The organism is Haloferax namakaokahaiae (assembly GCF_042663225.1).
GTDB classification, from domain to species: Archaea; Halobacteriota; Halobacteria; order Halobacteriales; family Haloferacaceae; genus Haloferax; species Haloferax namakaokahaiae.
On the sequence record NZ_JBHTAA010000005.1, the window covers coordinates 369,607 to 386,931 of the forward strand.

The window sequence follows — 17,325 nt, forward strand, 5'->3', positions numbered from 1 at the left end:
CCGAGGTGCCACCGCCGCGGGCGAATCTGCCTACGCTTAAGTGGGTCACAATCCTCATCTTTTACAATGTTTGACCCCGACGAACTCGCCCAGATTCGTGAGGCGAAGTCTGCGTGGGAAGAAGAGACGCTGTCGCCGACACTCGACAGATTCGGGGAGCGTAACGAGGAGTTCACGACCGACACCGGCGGCCACGAGGTAGACCGACTCTACACGCCCGCCGACGTGGACCTCGACTACCGTCGTGACCTCGGCTTCCCCGGCGAAAAACCCTACACACGCGGCGTCTATCCGACGATGCACCGCGGCCGTCTGTGGACGATGCGGCAGTACGCCGGGTTCGGCACCCCCGCCGAGACGAACGAGCGCTTCCGGTATCTCATCGACAACGGGTCGTCGGGCCTGTCGCTCGCGTTCGACCTCCCGACGCAGATGGGCTACGACTCTGACGCCATCATGGCCGCGGGCGAAGTCGGCAAGTCGGGCGTCGCAATCGACAGCCTCCACGACATGGAGACGGTCTTCGACGGCATCGACCTCGGCGACGTGTCCACGTCGATGACCATCAACGCGCCCGCCTCGGTGCTCCTCGCCATGTACGTCGCACTCGGCGACAAGCAGGGCGTCCCCCGCGAGCAACTCCGCGGGACGATTCAGAACGACATCATGAAGGAGTACATCGCGCGGAACCTCTATATCTACCCGCCAGAGCCGTCGATGCGACTCATCACGGACATCTTCGAGTTCTGCGCCGCGGAGACGCCGAAGTTCAACACCATCTCGATTTCGGGGTATCACATCCGCGAGGCCGGTTCGACGGCGGCACAGGAAGTCGCGTTCACGCTCGGCAACGGCATCCAGTACGTCGAGGCCGCCGTCGAGGCCGGACTGGACGTTGACGACTTCGCGCCCCAGCTCTCCTTCTTCTTCAACGCGCACAACAACATCCTCGAAGAGGTGTCCAAGTTCCGCGCCGCCCGCCGCATGTGGGCGAAAATCATGGAAGACCGCTTCGGCGCAGAGAACCCGAAGTCGATGCAACTCAAGTTCCACACCCAGACCGGTGGTTCGACGCTGACGGCCCAGCAGGTCGAGAACAACGTCGTCCGCGTCGCCTATCAGGCGCTCGCGGCGGTCCTCGGGGGCACGCAGTCGCTCCACACTAACGGCAAGGACGAAGCGCTCTCGCTTCCGACCGAGCAGTCGGTTCGGACCGCGCTCAGAACCCAGCAGATTCTCGCCCACGAGTCGGGTGCCGCGGACACCATCGACCCGCTCGCCGGAAGCTACTACGTCGAAGCACTGACCGACGACATCGAAGCCGACGCGTTCGACCTCTTGGACGAAATCGACGAGCGCGGCGGCATGCTCGACTCGGTCAAGAACCAGTGGGTCCAAGGCGAGATTCAGGACGTCGCCTACGAGCGCCAGCGCGAAGTCGAGAACGGCGAGCGCGTCATCGTCGGGGTGAACAAGTACCGCGTGGACGAAGAGCCGAAAGTCGAGATTCAGGAAGTCTCCGAGGAAGAAGAACAGAAGCAAATCGACGCGCTGGAAGCCCGCAAGGAAGCACGCGACACCGAAGCGGTCGAAGCGGCACTCGAAGAAGTTCGAACCGTCGCAAACAGCGACGACAACCTCATGCCGTCGATTATCGAGGCGGTCAAAGCCTACGCCACGGTGGGCGAAATCTGCGGCGTGTTGCGAGAAGAGTTCGGCGAGTACGAACCCGGCATGGCGTGAGGCCACGCCGACCGGGGTGTGCTAGCGATTGACTTAATTACACTTTTGCCCACCCGAGAAAACTTATTACCTGTGGCCTTTTTGACGTGAACGAGGATTCCACGATGCCTCTCATCAACTTCTAAACCCGTCACACGCCCGGTCGCCAGCGAACGGTCGCGCCCCCGCCAGACGGCGGCGCACGATCAGTCGGCGACTCGGCGTTGCGGGGCTTTTCACCCGAACAGCCCCCGGTATCGTGTTCGACTGCACACCCTGTCCAACAGCAAATGTCAGATAGACCCTTCAGACCCACTCGAACAGTCTCCGACTACCCGCCCTCTCACCACCTGCCGGCACCGTCGTTCCGCACCTACGCGGTCCTGCTGGCAGTCGGTGTCGCCGTCGCGGCCGTGGTGACGTTCCCCCTGCTGTCGCTCGTCACGGCGATGACCGCCGTCGTGGCCATCGTCGTCGCTCGCACGCTCGCCACCCGCGCTTCGTGGTCGAGTCTCCGTGTCGGCGTTCCGGGCATGCCCGTCGAAGTGACGGTCGCCCGAACGAGCCGCGACTAATCGCGCTTCGGCCCGTCGCCGCGCTTCGACCCGCCGCTCGCGCATCGACCTCACTCCCCAACTTCGGCCCTCCACGCCGCCCGTTCGGGGTTCGATTTTTCTATAGCTTAGTTCGACTCCGGAGCCACCGCACTCCCGCGACGAGGACGAGCGCTTGGAGATAGAGACAGACGACGAGCGCCGGATAGAAGACACTGTTCTCTCGAATCCCGAACTCGTTGGACGCGAGTGTATCGAGGAAAAACGCGGCGACGAGCGCGGGGAAGTCGATGACCCAGATTTCGATGGGGACGAGTTCGTAGAACCCGAGCGCCCAGACGAGCACTAACAAGACGAACAGCACGAGTGTCTCGCGGGCGGTTACGACTCGTACCCACCCTGAACTATCTCGGTTCAAGACGGTGCTCACGCAACGTCCACGTCCGATTCGGATTCGGGTTCGAGTTTGACTGCCGTCCCGTAGGCGAGGATTTCGGCCGCGCCCTGTGTCACCTCCGCGGTGATGTACCGAACGGAGACGACGGCGTCCGCACCCATCTCTTCGGCCTCTGCTATCATTCGGTCGGTCGCCTCGTCGCGGGCGTCGGCCATGAGACCGGTGTACGATTTGAGTTCGCCGCCGACGATGTTACGCAGGCCTTGTGTGATGTCGCGGCCGACGTTCCGGGCGCGAATCGTGTTGCCGCGAACGGTCCCGAGCGTCTCCTCGATTTGGTGCCCTGCAATCGATTCAGTAGTCGTTACTATCATGACATATTTGACGAATCGTTTGGGTTTATCCCTTGCGCCCGACCACTCTGTGTATGGACTTCGACCACCTCGGTATCGCCACGCCCGACGCCGCTGGACTGGCCGCGTTGTTCGAGGAACTCCTCGATGCGCCCGTCGCCCACGAAGAGGAGTTCGACGGGATGACCGTCGTCTTTCTCGAACTCGACAACGGGTATTTCGAGTTGCTCGAACCGCACGAAGGCGGTGCAATCGGAAACTTCATCGAACGTCGCGGGTCCGGAATCCATCACATCGCGCTCGCAACCGACGACATCGAGGGCGCGCTTTCGACCGCCCGCGAAGCGGGTATCGAACTCATCGACGAGGAACCCCGACCGGGTGCGTGGGGCCACGAGGTCGCCTTCCTCCACCCCAAATCGACCGGCGGCGTCCTCGTCGAATTCGTCTCGCACTGACCGCCACACGTCCGGATGACAATGCTTTTCGCAAATCGGAGTGTCACATTATCGAGAACAATGTTGAGGGGGAGCAGGGGACGATGACTGACGACGAGAGGACACGGGACGCGTCCACCCACCCAGGGTTCGACGGGCCTGTCCGAGACTGGTTGTCGCATCGCGTCGCCGCCACGCCGGACGAAGAGGCGTTGATTCACGCACCGTCCGGTGACTCGTGGACGTTCCGCGAACTCGACGAACTCGTCACCGAGCGAGCGGGACAACTCGCCGCGCTCGGCGTCGAAGCGGGTGACCACGTCGCGGTGATTCTTCCACCCGGCATCGAGTACGTCTTGCTCATCCACGCGAGCGTTCGCATCGGCGCGAAACTGGTTCCGCTGAGCGAGCGACTGACCGCGTCGGAGGTCACGCGCAACCTCGAACTCGCCGACGCGACCGTCGTCGTCTGCGGCGAAGATACCGAACCAATCGTCGTCGAAGCCTCGACGGAGATTCCGACGATTTCGGTGGACGAACCGCGTTGGGAGGGCGTCGTCAACCTCGAAACGATTGCGCCGAAGTCGGTTTCGCCCGCACAGTGGTCGCTCTCGGAGACGATGATTCTCCTCTTTACCTCGGGGACGACGGGCGCACCGAAGGCGGTGCGTCTCTCGATGGGGAACATCCTCTCCAATGCGGTCGCGTCGTCGTTCAGACTCGGTCTGTCGCGGACCGACCGCTGGATGGTGACGCTCTCGTTGCACCACATGGGCGGCATCGGCCCGGTCCTTCGAAGCCCACTGTACGGGACGGCAATCGTCCTCCGCGAAGGCTTCGACGCGGGGAGCACCGCCGACGACATCGACAAGTACGACGTGACGGGCGTCTCGCTCGTGCCCACCATGCTCAAACGGATGCTCGAAAAGCGAGGGACGCTCTCGGATTCGCTTCGCGTCGTCCTCCTCGGCGGCGCGCCCGCGCCCGACGAACTCATCGAGCGCTGTCGGGACTACTCGGTGCCCGTCTATCCGACCTACGGCATGACCGAAACCGCCTCACAGATTGCGACGGCGACGCCCGACGAGGCGTTCGACGCGGTCGGAACCGTCGGTCGGCCGATTTTCTTCGCCGACCTGTGGGTCGTGGACGAAGACGGGAACGTAGTCGAGTCGGGTGACCCCGGCGAAATCGTCGTCTCCGGGCCGAGCGTCTCATCGGGGTACTACGACAATCCCGAAGCGACCGAAGAGGCGTTCTCCGAACTCGGCTTGCACACGGGAGATATCGGCTATCGAGACGAGGACGGACTCCTGTACGTCCTCAACCGTAAGGACGACCGAATCATCACCGGCGGCGAGAACGTAGACCCCGGTGAAGTGGTCGATGTGCTGCGGAGGTTCCCCTCCATAGACGACGCCGTCGTCGTCGGCATCCCCGACGTCGAGTGGGGCGAACGGGTGGCCGCGCTCGTCGTCCCGACCGACGCGGAGATGGAACTCGACCGAACGGCCGTCGAGGACTTCTGCCGGGAACACCTCGCGGGGTTCAAAATTCCCAGACTCATCGAGCAGGCGGACGAACTCCCGCGAACGGTCTCCGGAACCATCGACCGCGACGAAGTCAAGGACGTACTGAACGAAGCACGACCGGTCCGAGAGGCCGAACCCGATTGGAACGGTGAAGGCAAGGACGACGACGAGAGCGAATCGCCAGCGGCCGACGTGGACGAGTCGCTCCCCGTCGATGACGCCGAGGCGGAGTCGAACGGCGTGGACGACGAGGGCGACGAGATGCAGATCAACGAGGGCGATGAGAACGCGGTCGCGGGCGAACGCGACGATGTAGTGGCCGAATCGGAGGGTCTCGGAGACGCGGACGAGGCTGACAAGAGGGACGAGACGGACACCCCCCACGAGGTAATCGAAGTCGAAGACATCGCCGAGGCCGGTGACTGGGACGACTTCGATACCGGCGACGTGGTGGGTGGCGACGAGCAAGCAGCGCAATCGCCCGACGACGAGACCGTGCCCGCCGAGGGCGACGTCGGCATCGACGACAACGCAGACGACCACATCGACGACGAGGAGTAACGTCGGCGGAATCGCCAGACAGAAACTCCTCGCACGCGGCGACCTGTTTTCAACCAAACAATAATGATGGATTCGGCCAAAGTCAGCATATGCCAGGCGCAACAGCGCAAACGATTCGACCGTTCTTGTGGCGAGCGAGCAAACTCTTCCCGGACCGCGAAATCGTCTCTCGAACCGCCGAGGGGATTCGGCGCTCCACGTACGCCGAGTACGAGGGCCGAGTCGCGCAACTCGCGGGCGCGCTCGAAGACGCCGGTATCGAACGCGGTGACCGCGTAGCGACGTTCTGTTGGAACCACGACCGACACTTCGAGACGTACTTTGCGATTCCGTCGATGGGAGCGCAACTCCACACCATCAACCCGCTTCTCCCCGACCACCACATCCAGTACATCGTCGAGAACGCACAGGACAAAATCGTCTTCGTGGACCCCTCGCTCGCGCCGAAACTCGAAGGCGCGTTCGACGAGGGGGCCTTCGAGTCCGTCGAGCAGTTCGTCATGATGGCCTCGGAGGTCCCAGAGACCGGTCTCGAACCCGTCACCGACTACGAGACGTTCGTCTCCGACTTCGACACCGAATACGACTGGCCGGACCTCCCGGAGGACCAACCGGCGGGGATGTGTTACACCTCGGGAACCACGGGCGAACCGAAAGGCGTCGAGTACACCCAGCAGATGATGTGGGCACACACGATGGCGACGCTCCCCGAAGCGGGTCTCGACATCCGCTCGGACGACGTCATCATGCCCGTCGTGCCGATGTTCCACGTCAACGCGTGGGGGCTGCCGTTCTCCTGTACTGCCGCAGGTGCCAAGCACGTCTATCCCGGTCCGTCGCCGACACCCGAAGACCTCGCTCACCTCATCGAGGAGGAGGGCGTGACGATGACCGCCGGCGTGCCGACGGTGTGGCTCGGCCTGCTCGACTACCTCGACGAGAACGACGCCGACATCTCCTCGCTCGAACGCATCGTCATCGGCGGCTCTGCGGCCCCGAAGTCAGTCATCAAGCGGTTCGACCAGGAGTACGACGTGGAAGTCGTTCACGCGTGGGGGATGACCGAGATGTCGCCGGTCGGCACCATCGCCCACCTCAAGCCCGGTATGGAGGACCTCCCGCTCGACGAGCAGTACGAGAAACGCGGGAAGCAGGGACTGATGGTGCCCGGACTGGAGATGCGCGTCGTGGACGACGACGGCAACGAGGTTCCGTGGAATGGCGAAGACTTCGGTGAGTTGTGGGTGCGCGGCCCGTGGGTCACGACTGAATACTTCAAGCGACCCGACGCGAACGAAGAGGACTACGTCGAGAACTGGCTGAAGACGGGCGACGTGGTGACCGTCGATGCCGAGGGCTACGTCAAAATCGTGGACCGCGCGAAAGACGTCATCAAGTCCGGCGGCGAGTGGATTTCGTCGCTCGAACTGGAGAATACGCTGATGGGCCACGACGACGTGTCCGAAGCCACCGTGATTGGCGTTCCGCACGAACGCTGGCAAGAGCGCCCCGTCGCGTTCATCGTCCCGCAGGCCGGTGCCGACGAGGACGCGCTCAAGTCGGACCTCGTCGAACTCGTCCGCGCGGAGTTCCCGAAGTGGTGGACGCCCGACGAAGTCGTCTTCATCGACGAGGTGCCGAAGACGGCCACCGGGAAGTTCGACAAGAAGGTCCTCCGCGACCAGTACGACGACTCGTCGCTCATCGAGGGGAAGACGCCCGACGAGGCGGCCCCGGACGACGACTGAGTCGGCGACCCGCTGGGTCGTCATTCACCCATCTAACAATCAAAAAATTTGTTTAAAGTTTATACTGGTTCCATACACTATTTTATCGCTCACGTCTAGGACTGTGTATGGACCTGCTCGACGAATCTATCGTCCCCGAACACGCCCTCGACGTAAAGCGCAAGGCGCGAGCGTTCGCCGAAGAGCACATCGAACCGAACGCCGAGGAGTACTACGAATCGGGGGAGTACCCGTGGGAGATTCTGGAGGCGGCGATGGACGAGGGACTCATCGCACAGGACATCTCCGAGGACTACGGCGGCAGCGGCTTCACGCTCGAACAAATTCTCGCAATCGCCGAGGAGTTCTATCGCGCCGACGCCGGCATCGCACTCACCCTCCAGCTCGCCTCGTTCGGCTGTGAGATTATGGAGCACTACGGCTCCGAAGAACAGAAAGAGCAGTGGCTTCGCCCGGTCGCCGAAAACGAGCAGATTTCGGGGCTCGCCGTCTCCGAACCGCAGACCGGCTCCGACATGGCCGGGATGACGACGACGGCCGAGAAGACCGACGACGGCTACGTCCTCAACGGCGAGAAGTACTGGGTCGGCAACGCCGTCGAAGCCGACTGGCTGACCGTCTACGCCAAGACCGGCGACCTCGAGGACCGCTACTCGAACTACTCGATGTTCGTCGTCCCGACCGACACCCCCGGCTACGAGGCAGAACACATCCCCGAGAAGATGGGCATGCGCGCGTCGAAGCAGGGACACATCGTCTTCGACGACTGCGAGATTCCGGAGGAGAACCTCATCGGCACCGAGGGCGGCGGCTTCTACATGCTCGCGGACTTCTTCAACCACGGTCGTATCGTCGTCGGCGGCCACGGACTCGGTCTCGCCGCCGCCGCCATCGAAGAGGCGTGGTCGTTCGTCCACGACCGCGAGGCATTCGGCCGCCACGTCTCGGAGTTCCAGGCCGTCCAGCACATCCTCGCCGACATGCGCATGGAGTTCGAAGCGGCGCGCGCGCTCAACTGGCGTGCGGCACGTAAGGTCGCCGAGGGCGAAGACGCCGGATTCTGGGCCGCTGCGACGAAGACGAAATCCACCGAGGTTGCCATGATGTGCGCCGAACGGGGCATGCAACTCCACGGCGGTCGCTCCGTGCTCAACGAGAACAAGATTTCGCGCGTCTACCGCGACGTTCGCATCCCCGTCATCTACGAGGGCGCGAACGAGATTCAGCGCAACCTCATCTACCGGCAGGGCGCGCTGTAATCGAGGGCGAGCAGACGCCGATTCAATTCAATTCAATTCAATCCATTTTCACTTCGGCGGGTAGAGTTATAGGCAATTCTGACAGTCGTCTATCCGAGTCGGTATCGACGCGACTCGTGACCTATCATGGACCTCGACGAATTCGTCAACTCGCACGCACCGAACGAGACTTCAGAAACCTTCGAACTGGAGAACTCGAAACTCCTCGATATCGACCTGCAGGGAGAAATCATGGCCAAAGCGGGGTCGATGGTCAGCTACACGGGCGACATCTCGTTCGAGCAGAAGTCCGCCGGCGGCCTGACGGGCATGCTGAAGAAGAAGGCCACCGGCGAGGGCCAGAAGATGATGCGAGCGTCGGGTGACGGACATCTCTATCTCGCCGACCAGGGCAAGGAGGTTCAGATTCTCGAACTCGACGCGGGCGAGGAGATCAGCGTCAACGGCAACGACGTGTTGGCGTTCGAATCACGGGTCAACTGGGACATCAAGATGATGTCCAGTATCGCGGGCACCTCCACTGGCGGCCTGTTCAACGTCTTCCTCGAAGGGCCGGGCCACGTCGCAATCACGACCCACGGGAAGCCGCTCGTCCTCGAAACGCCGGTCAGTACCGACCCCAACGCCACCGTCGCGTGGAGCGGCAACGTCTCGCCGTCGTCGAAACGCGACCTGAACCTCAAGTCCCTCATCGGCAAGACGTCGGGCGAGACGTTCCAACTCCAGTTCGGCCAACCGGGCGGGTTCGTCATCGTCCAACCGTACGAGGAAGTCGCACCCGGCCAGTAATCGTAGACAGACGATTCGTGCTTTTTGCAACCGTTCGGGCGCACGCTCGTTCACCACGAGACGAGTGACACCGAACGCGATACGTCCTAACTCACAGAAAAATGAGCTATGCAGTCATCTGACGTATCGCCTGCCGCGCTATGGCAGCAGCAAACCCACTCGACGACAAGGTATCGATCGTAACAGGTGCAGGTGGCCAAATCGGTGAGGGACTCGCCGTCGAACTCGCCAAGGCGGGGAGCGACATCGTCATCGCCGACGTGGACGTACTCGACACCGAGTACAACCAGCAGTCTTCGAAGGAGGTCAGAGGTGCAGAACGAGCACAGGAAGTCGCCAGTCGGGTCGAAGAACTGGGACGACGCGCCCACATCGTCGAATGCGACGTGACCCACGCCGACCAGGTGAACGCGATGATGGAAGAGGTGGTCTCCAAGTTCGGAAGCATCGACGTGCTCTGTAACAACGCCGGGGTCATCACCGTGGACCCCGTCGAAGACATGAAAGAAGCGGAGTGGGACTCGGTGATGGACGTCAACGTCAAGGGCGTGTTCCTCCCGTCGCGGGCGGCGATTCCGTACCTCAAGGAGTCCAAGGGGGCGATTATCAACACCTCCTCGATTGCCGGGAGCATCGGTGCCGCCGGACTGGCCCACTACTGCGCGTCGAAACACGCCGTGCTCGGCTTTACGAAGTCGCTCTCGCTCGAACTCGCCGGCGACGACGTGACGGTGAACGCAATCTGTCCCGGCATCGTGGACACCCCGATGTGGAGCAAGGTGTTGACGCCGACGCTCGACGAGGACTACGCCGACACCATCGAGCGCGTCATCCCACTCGGCCGCGACCAGACGCCCGAAGACATGGGCAGACTCGCCGTGTTCTACGCGACGAACCGGAACATCACCGGGCAGGCGCTCGCCGTCGATGGTGGCATCCTCCAGAACGTCATCTGAACACCGAACCTATTTTTGAACCAACAATTATCTCCGCTCCGCCCTACTGTCGAGTATGGCAGACACGAGTGTGAGACTCATCGATAGAGGACGCGTCCACGCCGACATGGGCTACGTCATCGACGGCTACTCGATGGCGAGCGCTTCGAATCCGAACCCCGACCACGAGATGGCCGAATTCGTCGTCTGGAACGCGGTCATCGATACGCCCGAGCGGACGATTCTGTGGGACACGGGGTCGAATCCGCGCGCTGGAGACGGCTACTGGCCCGCACCGCTGTTCGAGGCGTTCGCCCACGTCGATGCCGCCGAGCACACGCTCGAAGCCGACCTCGACGCGGCGGGCTATTCGCTCTCCGACATCGACGCCGTGGTGATGAGTCACCTCCACCTCGACCACGCCGGCGGTCTCGTCGAGTTCGCAGACACCGACGTGCCAATCTACGTCCACGAGGAAGAACTCAAGTTCGCCTACTACTCGGCGAAGACGACGGAGGGGTCGATTGCGTATCTGGCCTCGGACTTCGACCACGACCTGAACTGGAATATCGTCCACGGGGATTCCTACACGCTGGAACCGGGTGTTCGCCTCGTCCACTTGCCGGGGCACACCCCCGGCGTGCTCGGTGCGCACATCGAAACGCCGGACGGAGACGTGCTCATCGCTGGCGACGAGTGCTACGTCGAAGGAAATTATATCGAGGAGATTCCGCTCGGGCCGGGACTCTTGTGGAGCGAACGGGCGTGGTTCGACAGCCTCCAGAAAGTCAAGGAACTCGAACGGCAGACGGGTGCGGACGTGTTGTTCGGACACGACCTCGAACGCTTCCGGTCGTTCGGGAAGGGGTGGAACGCCTAGTTAAATCATCAACTGCACGTCGGCCTCGCCCATGTGCTGGAGGGCCGTCGCGGCACCGACGCCAGTGGTCACGCCGTCGAAGAAGTCGTCTTCGTCGTAGCCCATCAGCTCGATGGTCATCTGGCAGGCCTGGAGGTCCACGCCCATATCGAGAGAGGTGTCGATGAGTTCCTGAATCGTCGCCGTTCCGTTGTCGGCGATTTTCTTCTCCATCATGCGCGTCGCCATCGCGTCCATGCCCGGCAGCGCGGCGAGCGCGTTGGGCATCGGCATGTTCGGGTTGCCGACGGCGCTGAGTTTGAGGTTCTTCGACTTCTCCTCGTGGAGGATGTCGAGGCCCCAGAACGTGTGGAAGACGACGACGTCCCAGCCGAACGCCGCGGCCGTGCTGGCGAGGATGAGCGGCGGGTAGGCCATATCGAGCGTCCCTTTCGTTGCGATGATGGTCATCGACTTCTGTCCGTCTTCGTCCGTCGCCTCGCGGAGGTCGGCGACCTCTCGTTGGAGGGCTTCGACCTGTGCACGAAGCTCCTCGACGGAAGCGTCCGACACGTCGGCCACTGAATCGGTGTTCGAACTCATTCCTTCTGGACGAAGTGGACGTAAATCGAGTCGCCACCGTCCTCGCCTTCTTCCTGGTCGAGCAGTGCGACGCCGTCGGTCGCGTCGGCCCAGCCCTTGAGGTCGCTCATACTGCCGGAGTCGGTCGAGACGACTTTCAGAATCTCGCCGCCGGCGAGGTCATCGACCGCGCCGCGCGTCTTGACGACGGGCATTGGGCAGGACAGTCCTTTTACATCGAGGGTCGTGGTAGGTTCGTACTCACTCATGTTATGATGCTCACCTGTGTTGGGTGTAAAGCACAATATTGTTGTCGTTCGTAAAAGTGTGTCGGTTCTTGGGAAGAGCGTGCAATACCGAGTATGGGGGACGAAAACGTACGTTAAACGCGCGATAGCGTACTATTTTCGACGAATGAGACTCACAATCGCCAGCACGCCTGCACCCATCTGTGACCGAAGAGCGAATCAGTATTGTATCGGACGGGAACTGCTATCCGAATATTTAAGTTGAGCCGCACAATAATGTGGAATACACACATGACTGTTCCCGACCTTCCGGAACTCAGTGTCGAAGTGCCCGTCATCGACCCCGAGACGCTCAAAGCGCGCATCGACTCGGGCGAAGAACTGACGATTCTGGACACGCGGATGCCGGCCGACTTCGAGGAGTGGCGAATCGAGGGCGAGAACCTCACGTACGTCAACGTGCCGTACTTCGAGTTCCTCGACGACGACCTCGACGACTCCGTGTTCACCGACCTCCCCGAAGACGAGGAGTTCGTGACGCTCTGTGCGAAAGGGACCTCCTCCGAGTACGTCGCTGGACGACTCATCGAAGAGGGATACGACGTTGTCGCGCTCGAACGCGGCATGAACGGTTGGGCGGCCATCTACGAGTACACCGAACTCGAAACCGCGGGCCACGCACTCGTCGCGCAGTACCAGCGCCCCTCCAGCGGGTGTCTCGCGTACCTCATCGTCGATGGCGACGAGGCCGCTGTCGTGGACCCCCTTCGCCACTTCGCCGACGAGTACGTCGCGGACGCGAAGGCGCTCGGCGCGGAGCTGAAGTACGCTATCGACACCCACATCCACGCGGACCACATCAGCGGCGTTCGGAACCTCGTCTCGGACCACGGCGCCACGGGCGTCATCCCCGAGGCCGCAGCGGAACGCGGCGTGGACTACGAGGTGGACTACGAGACGATTGCCGATGGCGAGACGCTCACGGTCGGCGAGACGGAAATCGATGCTATCCACACGCCGGGCCACACGTCGGGCATGACGACCTACAAGGTGGACGACGTGCTGTTCACTGGCGACGGCCTGTTCATCGAATCGGTCGCCCGACCCGACCTCGAAGACGGCGACGAGGGTGCGGAAGACGCCGCGGGACTGCTCTACGAGACACTCCAAGAGCGCATCCTCACGCACGACGACGACTCCATCGTCGCACCCGCGCACTTCAGTAACGCGGCAACCCCTGCTGAAGACGGTAGCTATACCGCCACGCTGGGTTATCTCCGCGATACAATGCAGGCACTCCACATGGACCGCGACGAATTCACCGAGTTCATCCTCTCGGACATGCCGCCTCGTCCGGCGAACTACACCGACCTCATCGAATCAAACCTCGGACTTCAGTCGCCCTCGGACGACGAGGCGTTCGAACTCGAACTCGGCCCGAACAACTGCGCGGCGAGCAACGACGCACTCACGAACTAGATGATGGACCCGACACCGCTCCTCGTCGAGAGTCTCTTTCCCAACGGAGTTGCGCACTACGCGCTCGGCGGATTACTCATTGGCCTCGGGACGGCCGTCATTTACCTCGGGACGGGCATCATCGCCGGCGCGAGCACGTTCCTCGAATCGACGCTCTCGTACGTCTCGTCGGTCCCCCGATTCAACAAGGCGAAGTACGTCGCGTCGAGGGATTGGCGCGTCCTCTTCACGTTGAGTATGATCGCGGGGGCCGCCATCTACACCGTCACGCTCGGTGACGGCTGGTGGGTCTCGCAGGTCCAACCGTGGCGCTTCGCCGTCGGCGGCGTCCTCGTCGGCATCGGCACCCGCATCGGAAAGGGCTGTACGTCCGGTCACGGGGTGTGCGGTGTTGGCTCTCGGTCGCCGACCTCCATCGTCAACGTTGCGACGTTCATGCTCGTCGCCATCGGCGTCGCGCAGTTGCTCGTCGCACTGGGGGTCTCGCCATGAGCGACGAACGCGGACTCGGTTTCACGCTGGTGGTCGTCGCGGGCGGACTCATCTTCGGGTTCGGTCTCGCGCTGAGCAACATGGCGCGCCCGGAAGTCGTCCTCGACTTCCTCCAGTTCGACGACTTCGGCCTGCTCTTCGTCATGGGCGGAGCCGCCGTCGTCACGGGCACCGTCTTCGCCCTCGCCGAACGCTCGGGGGGTCGTGCGCCGCTCACCGGCCGCAACTACGGCCGCCGGCTGAAATCGTTCGACAAGAACGTCCTCGTCGGCGGCACTATCTTCGGCGCTGGCTGGGGGCTGTCTGGCATCTGCCCCGGTGCCGCCTACGCGAGCATCGGTATCGGCAACTACCCGATTCTCATCGCTATCGGCGGCATGTTCGTCGGTGCGTACCTCCAAGGACTGTGGCGCGCGTGGCGCGCTGATGCTCCCCCAGTTGGAACGTCCGCCGACTGACTCGACGAACCGGCCTGCACTCTCCTCCTCGGACCTGCGACGTGAAGCGAGAGCGCTCGCTGTATTGTCGTCGGTCTCAAACTGCCTGAGCGACTGCTGGGTCGTCTCACCACCTCTTCGACCACGATTCTGTCGTCACACGCTCGTGAGTGACCCATCTCGCCGACGCTGTTGGGCACGGCTGTGTATAATTTTGCAAAACACTCGAACGGCTATTTCGTCATAGATAGCGGCCATAAATGTTCAAATGGTTCCCAGATGCCTGATTTCGAATATTTCGACCGTATTTTCTTGCCCAATCTATAACTTATTCATAACCAACACAGTGATAGTATTGCAAGCTATTCCCAAAAGCATTATGTCCTCGCTCCGATTAGGCAGGAGTGAGCAGAAAAGTATGATTCACACAATACCATATTTGCGCCCCGTGGGGTGCTGGTAAGATGTTTGGCATCGAAACGCTCACCGGGAGCACGCAGGCGGTCGCTCTCGTCGGTCTCGTCCTCGTCGAGGCGATGCTGCTGTACGTGGGCTACGGTGCGTTGACTCGCGCTCTCTCACCGACTATCCACAATCTCATCGGTGACGAGTAACCATGATGGAGATTTTCGGCATCTCGGCCGGTCTCTTGGCCCTCTTCGTCGCGTTCGGGGTGCTCATCGGGGTGCTGTTCGGGTTCTTCGGCATGGGCGGGTCGTTCCTCGTGACGCCCGCGTTGCTCGTGATGGGCTATCCCTCCCGTGTCGCCGTCGGGTCCGGTCTCGCGTTCGTCTTCGGGACCTCAGTCATTGCGACACTCAAACACCGTGACCTCGGGCAAGTCGATTACAAACTCGGCGTCTCGATGATTGTCGGGACCACCATCGGTCTCGAAGTCGGGAAAGAAATCGTCCTCCACCTCGAATCTCTCGGACTCGCGGGCAACATCATCAGCGTCACCTACGTGCTGCTGCTCGGTGGTATCGGTCTGTTCGTCACGCGCGAGGCACTGAAAGGTGACAGTGGCGGCGGTATCGACCACGATGCCGACGCCGACATCGACGCGGACGACATCCCAGAACTCGCCAAGAAGATTCAGCGCTACTCGCTCCCGCCGATGCTCACCCTCCGCGGCGGCGTGCAGGTGTCGCTCTGGATGATTCTGCTGGTCGCGTTTGCGACTGGGTTGCTCTCGGGGTTCCTCGGCGTCGGCGGCGGCTTCATCCGCATGCCCGCGCTGTTCTACCTCATCGGCGTTCCCGTGCCGATTGCGGTCGGAACCGACCTGTTCGAGATTATGTTCTCGGGCGGTATCGGGTCGTTCCTCTACGCCCAATCCGGCGGCGTTGACCTCTCTATCGTCGCGCCGCTGTTGGCCGGGTCCGCACTCGGCGCTCGCGTCGGGTCCGCGGCGACCGCCATCGTCAACGAGGACGAAATCAAGATTTACTTCGGCCTGATGCTGCTGCTCGGCGCGCTCGCCGTCGCCGTCCGGCAGATTGGCAACTACATCGGCGTGGGCGTCCTCGACTACGTCAGCATGGCGCTCATCCTCGGCTCCGCGCTGATGGTCTCCGGTGCGGTGCTCTACAGCGCCGTCAAGGAGATTCGCGCACGCGAATCGACCGCCTCCTCCACCGCGGACTAACCTCACATCGACTCCCCCCGAAACTCGACGCCCACTCTGACGAGGGTGTCCGGGTGCGACTTCGCGGTTGGATCGGTGTTGCACAAAACATACAAACCCTTTTCATGACCGAACACGTACCTCGCTGTGAAATGCCAACGTCGATGGCAGACTACCTCCAGTCCGACATGGAATGTGAGGGGCTTCTTGAGTGCCTCCACGGTCTCAAGAACCTCGACCGACAGTGCTTCCAAATCCTCGTCGATGCCGACGAACCGCTCACTGTCGATTCGATTGCCGATGCCGTTGAGCGCGAGCGCTCGACCGCCTACCGCTCTATCCAACGACTCCTGCAATCCGGACTCATTCAGAAAGAACAGGTCAACTACGAACACGGCGGCTACTACCACGTCTATCGGCCGACCGACCCGAACCAAGTCGCAGACGACATGCAGCGCATGCTCAACGACTGGTACGCCAAGATGGGAACGCTCATCCACGAGTTCCGGGACAAGTACGACGAAAAAGTCATCGCTGTCGAGTAATTCCTTTTTCTTCGGACTGTCAACGAACCCGTCTGTGCGATTGAGTGTCACCCCAACCAAACTGATTAGGGTCGTTATTCAACCGTAACCAATTCGTACCTACTGCTGCGACTGTACCATGTCGAAGAGTAGAAGCAGCCCCCCGCAGACAGAGTTCGTTGAAGAGTGTCCAACGTGCGACGCCCACACGCCACACGAGGTTTCGATCGAGATTCGAACCGAGAGCAGAAAGCGTGAGAACGCGCAGTTCTCGCGCGAACCGTACCGCGTCTCCCGATGTACGCGGTGCGGCGTGGACCGTGCTCAGCGAATGAACGACGCATAATTTCCGACGAACGCGCCGACGACAGACGCCCTCCAGATGCGCCATCACTCATCCCGATGACTCGCTCACTACCATCAGAGGCTCCCACAGTCCTCCTCGTCGATGACGACACCGCCCTCGCCGACAGTCTCGCGCTGTGGCTCGAACGACGGGTTCACGTTCGAGTCGCCTACTCCGGCCGCGAGGCGCTCCAGTCGTTCGACGAAGAAGTGGACTTGGTTTTTCTGGACCAGAACCTTCCCGGACTCTCGGGAACGAGCGTGCTCTCGGAACTGCGTCGGCAATCCGAGTCGGTCCGTGTCGTCATGCTGACCGCGACTCATCACGAGGACCTGTCTGGCATTCCTGCAGATGAGATTCTCACCAAACCGGTGGACAAAGACGCACTCTTCGCGGCAGTCTCCGAGTACGCTGCTGAAACTTCCGGACTGGTACTCGACTGAG

General features: G+C 61.9%; 21 protein-coding genes. 17 read left to right on the top strand and 4 right to left on the bottom strand.

All coding sequences use genetic code 11. From position 1 onward, the window contains the following. Positions 1-66 precede the first annotated feature (66 nt). Positions 67-1,743, top strand: a complete 1,677-nt coding sequence (locus ACFQJC_RS09340; RefSeq protein ID WP_390223057.1) for an acyl-CoA mutase large subunit family protein — start codon at positions 67-69, stop codon at positions 1,741-1,743. A 269-nt stretch (positions 1,744-2,012) separates the two neighbouring features. Further along, on the top strand, positions 2,013-2,297 hold the full coding sequence (locus ACFQJC_RS09345; protein WP_390223058.1) for a hypothetical protein: 285 nt from the start codon (positions 2,013-2,015) through the stop codon (positions 2,295-2,297). 100 nt (positions 2,298-2,397) lie between these two features. On the opposite strand, the gene ACFQJC_RS09350 is transcribed toward ACFQJC_RS09345, so the two are convergent. Both ACFQJC_RS09350 and ACFQJC_RS09355 read right to left on the bottom strand, forming a co-directional pair. Continuing rightward, positions 2,398-2,706 (bottom strand): hypothetical protein, encoded by a 309-nt coding sequence (locus ACFQJC_RS09350; RefSeq protein WP_390223059.1) that lies wholly within the window; start codon positions 2,704-2,706, stop codon positions 2,398-2,400. Next, entirely contained in the window at positions 2,703-3,047 is a 345-nt protein-coding gene (locus ACFQJC_RS09355; RefSeq protein ID WP_390223060.1) for a YbjQ family protein, read from the bottom strand. The genes ACFQJC_RS09350 and ACFQJC_RS09355 overlap by 4 nt, the downstream gene beginning before the upstream one ends. Before the next feature lie 53 nt (positions 3,048-3,100). On the opposite strand from ACFQJC_RS09355, the gene mce reads away from it, so the two are divergent. The 7 genes from mce to ACFQJC_RS09390 all read left to right on the top strand — a co-directional run bounded on the left by mce (position 3,101) and on the right by ACFQJC_RS09390 (position 11,167). Then, entirely contained in the window at positions 3,101-3,484 is a 384-nt protein-coding gene (gene mce / locus ACFQJC_RS09360; protein WP_390223061.1) for a methylmalonyl-CoA epimerase, read from the top strand. A gap of 83 nt (positions 3,485-3,567) precedes the next feature. Then, positions 3,568-5,556: an o-succinylbenzoate--CoA ligase gene (gene menE, locus ACFQJC_RS09365; protein WP_390223062.1), complete on the top strand. Its 1,989-nt coding sequence runs from the start codon at positions 3,568-3,570 to the stop codon at positions 5,554-5,556. Between the two features lie 89 nt (positions 5,557-5,645). After that, entirely contained in the window at positions 5,646-7,304 is a 1,659-nt protein-coding gene (locus ACFQJC_RS09370; RefSeq protein WP_390223063.1) for a long-chain fatty acid--CoA ligase, read from the top strand. 107 nt (positions 7,305-7,411) lie between these two features. Then, on the top strand, positions 7,412-8,563 hold the full coding sequence (locus ACFQJC_RS09375; RefSeq protein ID WP_390223064.1) for an acyl-CoA dehydrogenase family protein: 1,152 nt from the start codon (positions 7,412-7,414) through the stop codon (positions 8,561-8,563). A gap of 126 nt (positions 8,564-8,689) precedes the next feature. Continuing rightward, positions 8,690-9,352, top strand: coding sequence for an AIM24 family protein (locus tag ACFQJC_RS09380; protein WP_390223065.1), 663 nt, complete (start codon positions 8,690-8,692; stop codon positions 9,350-9,352). A gap of 140 nt (positions 9,353-9,492) precedes the next feature. Continuing rightward, positions 9,493-10,308 carry an SDR family NAD(P)-dependent oxidoreductase gene (locus ACFQJC_RS09385; protein ID WP_390223066.1) on the top strand — a complete coding sequence of 272 codons (816 nt, stop codon included), beginning with the start codon at positions 9,493-9,495 and terminating at the stop codon, positions 10,306-10,308. A 55-nt stretch (positions 10,309-10,363) separates the two neighbouring features. Further along, on the top strand, positions 10,364-11,167 hold the full coding sequence (locus ACFQJC_RS09390) for an N-acyl homoserine lactonase family protein (protein WP_390223067.1): 804 nt from the start codon (positions 10,364-10,366) through the stop codon (positions 11,165-11,167). Here the strand turns inward: ACFQJC_RS09390 and ACFQJC_RS09395 are convergent, their stop codons facing one another. Further along, positions 11,168-11,749 (bottom strand): DsrE/DsrF/DrsH-like family protein, encoded by a 582-nt coding sequence (locus ACFQJC_RS09395; protein WP_390223068.1) that lies wholly within the window; start codon positions 11,747-11,749, stop codon positions 11,168-11,170. Continuing rightward, on the bottom strand, positions 11,746-11,997 hold the full coding sequence (locus tag ACFQJC_RS09400) for a sulfurtransferase TusA family protein (protein WP_390223069.1): 252 nt from the start codon (positions 11,995-11,997) through the stop codon (positions 11,746-11,748). Before ACFQJC_RS09400 ends, ACFQJC_RS09395 begins: the two co-directional genes overlap by 4 nt. A 270-nt stretch (positions 11,998-12,267) precedes the next feature. Here ACFQJC_RS09400 and ACFQJC_RS09405 point away from each other — a divergent pair, with 270 nt between their 5' ends. The 8 genes from ACFQJC_RS09405 (at position 12,268) to ACFQJC_RS09440 (ending at position 17,324) form a co-directional block, all read left to right on the top strand. After that, positions 12,268-13,455 carry an MBL fold metallo-hydrolase gene (locus ACFQJC_RS09405; protein WP_390223070.1) on the top strand — a complete coding sequence of 396 codons (1,188 nt, stop codon included), beginning with the start codon at positions 12,268-12,270 and terminating at the stop codon, positions 13,453-13,455. Beyond that, complete coding sequence (locus ACFQJC_RS09410; protein WP_390223071.1) at positions 13,456-13,947, top strand: YeeE/YedE family protein; 492 nt, start codon at positions 13,456-13,458, stop codon at positions 13,945-13,947. Further along, positions 13,944-14,405: a YeeE/YedE family protein gene (locus ACFQJC_RS09415; protein ID WP_390223072.1), complete on the top strand. Its 462-nt coding sequence runs from the start codon at positions 13,944-13,946 to the stop codon at positions 14,403-14,405. Before ACFQJC_RS09410 ends, ACFQJC_RS09415 begins: the two co-directional genes overlap by 4 nt. A 443-nt stretch (positions 14,406-14,848) precedes the next feature. Then, entirely contained in the window at positions 14,849-14,998 is a 150-nt protein-coding gene (locus ACFQJC_RS09420) for a DUF7512 family protein (RefSeq protein ID WP_390223073.1), read from the top strand. A 2-nt stretch (positions 14,999-15,000) separates the two neighbouring features. After that, positions 15,001-16,032, top strand: a complete 1,032-nt coding sequence (locus ACFQJC_RS09425; protein ID WP_390223074.1) for a sulfite exporter TauE/SafE family protein — start codon at positions 15,001-15,003, stop codon at positions 16,030-16,032. Positions 16,033-16,175: 143 nt separating this feature from the next. Continuing rightward, positions 16,176-16,556, top strand: a complete 381-nt coding sequence (locus ACFQJC_RS09430) for a helix-turn-helix domain-containing protein (protein WP_390225578.1) — start codon at positions 16,176-16,178, stop codon at positions 16,554-16,556. A gap of 118 nt (positions 16,557-16,674) precedes the next feature. Further along, the gene (locus ACFQJC_RS09435; protein ID WP_390223075.1) at positions 16,675-16,881 is read left to right on the top strand and encodes a DUF7835 family putative zinc beta-ribbon protein; all 207 of its coding nucleotides are present in this window, start codon (positions 16,675-16,677) and stop codon (positions 16,879-16,881) included. Positions 16,882-16,937: 56 nt separating this feature from the next. Further along, entirely contained in the window at positions 16,938-17,324 is a 387-nt protein-coding gene (locus tag ACFQJC_RS09440; protein ID WP_390223076.1) for a response regulator transcription factor, read from the top strand. Position 17,325: the final 1 nt, after the last annotated feature.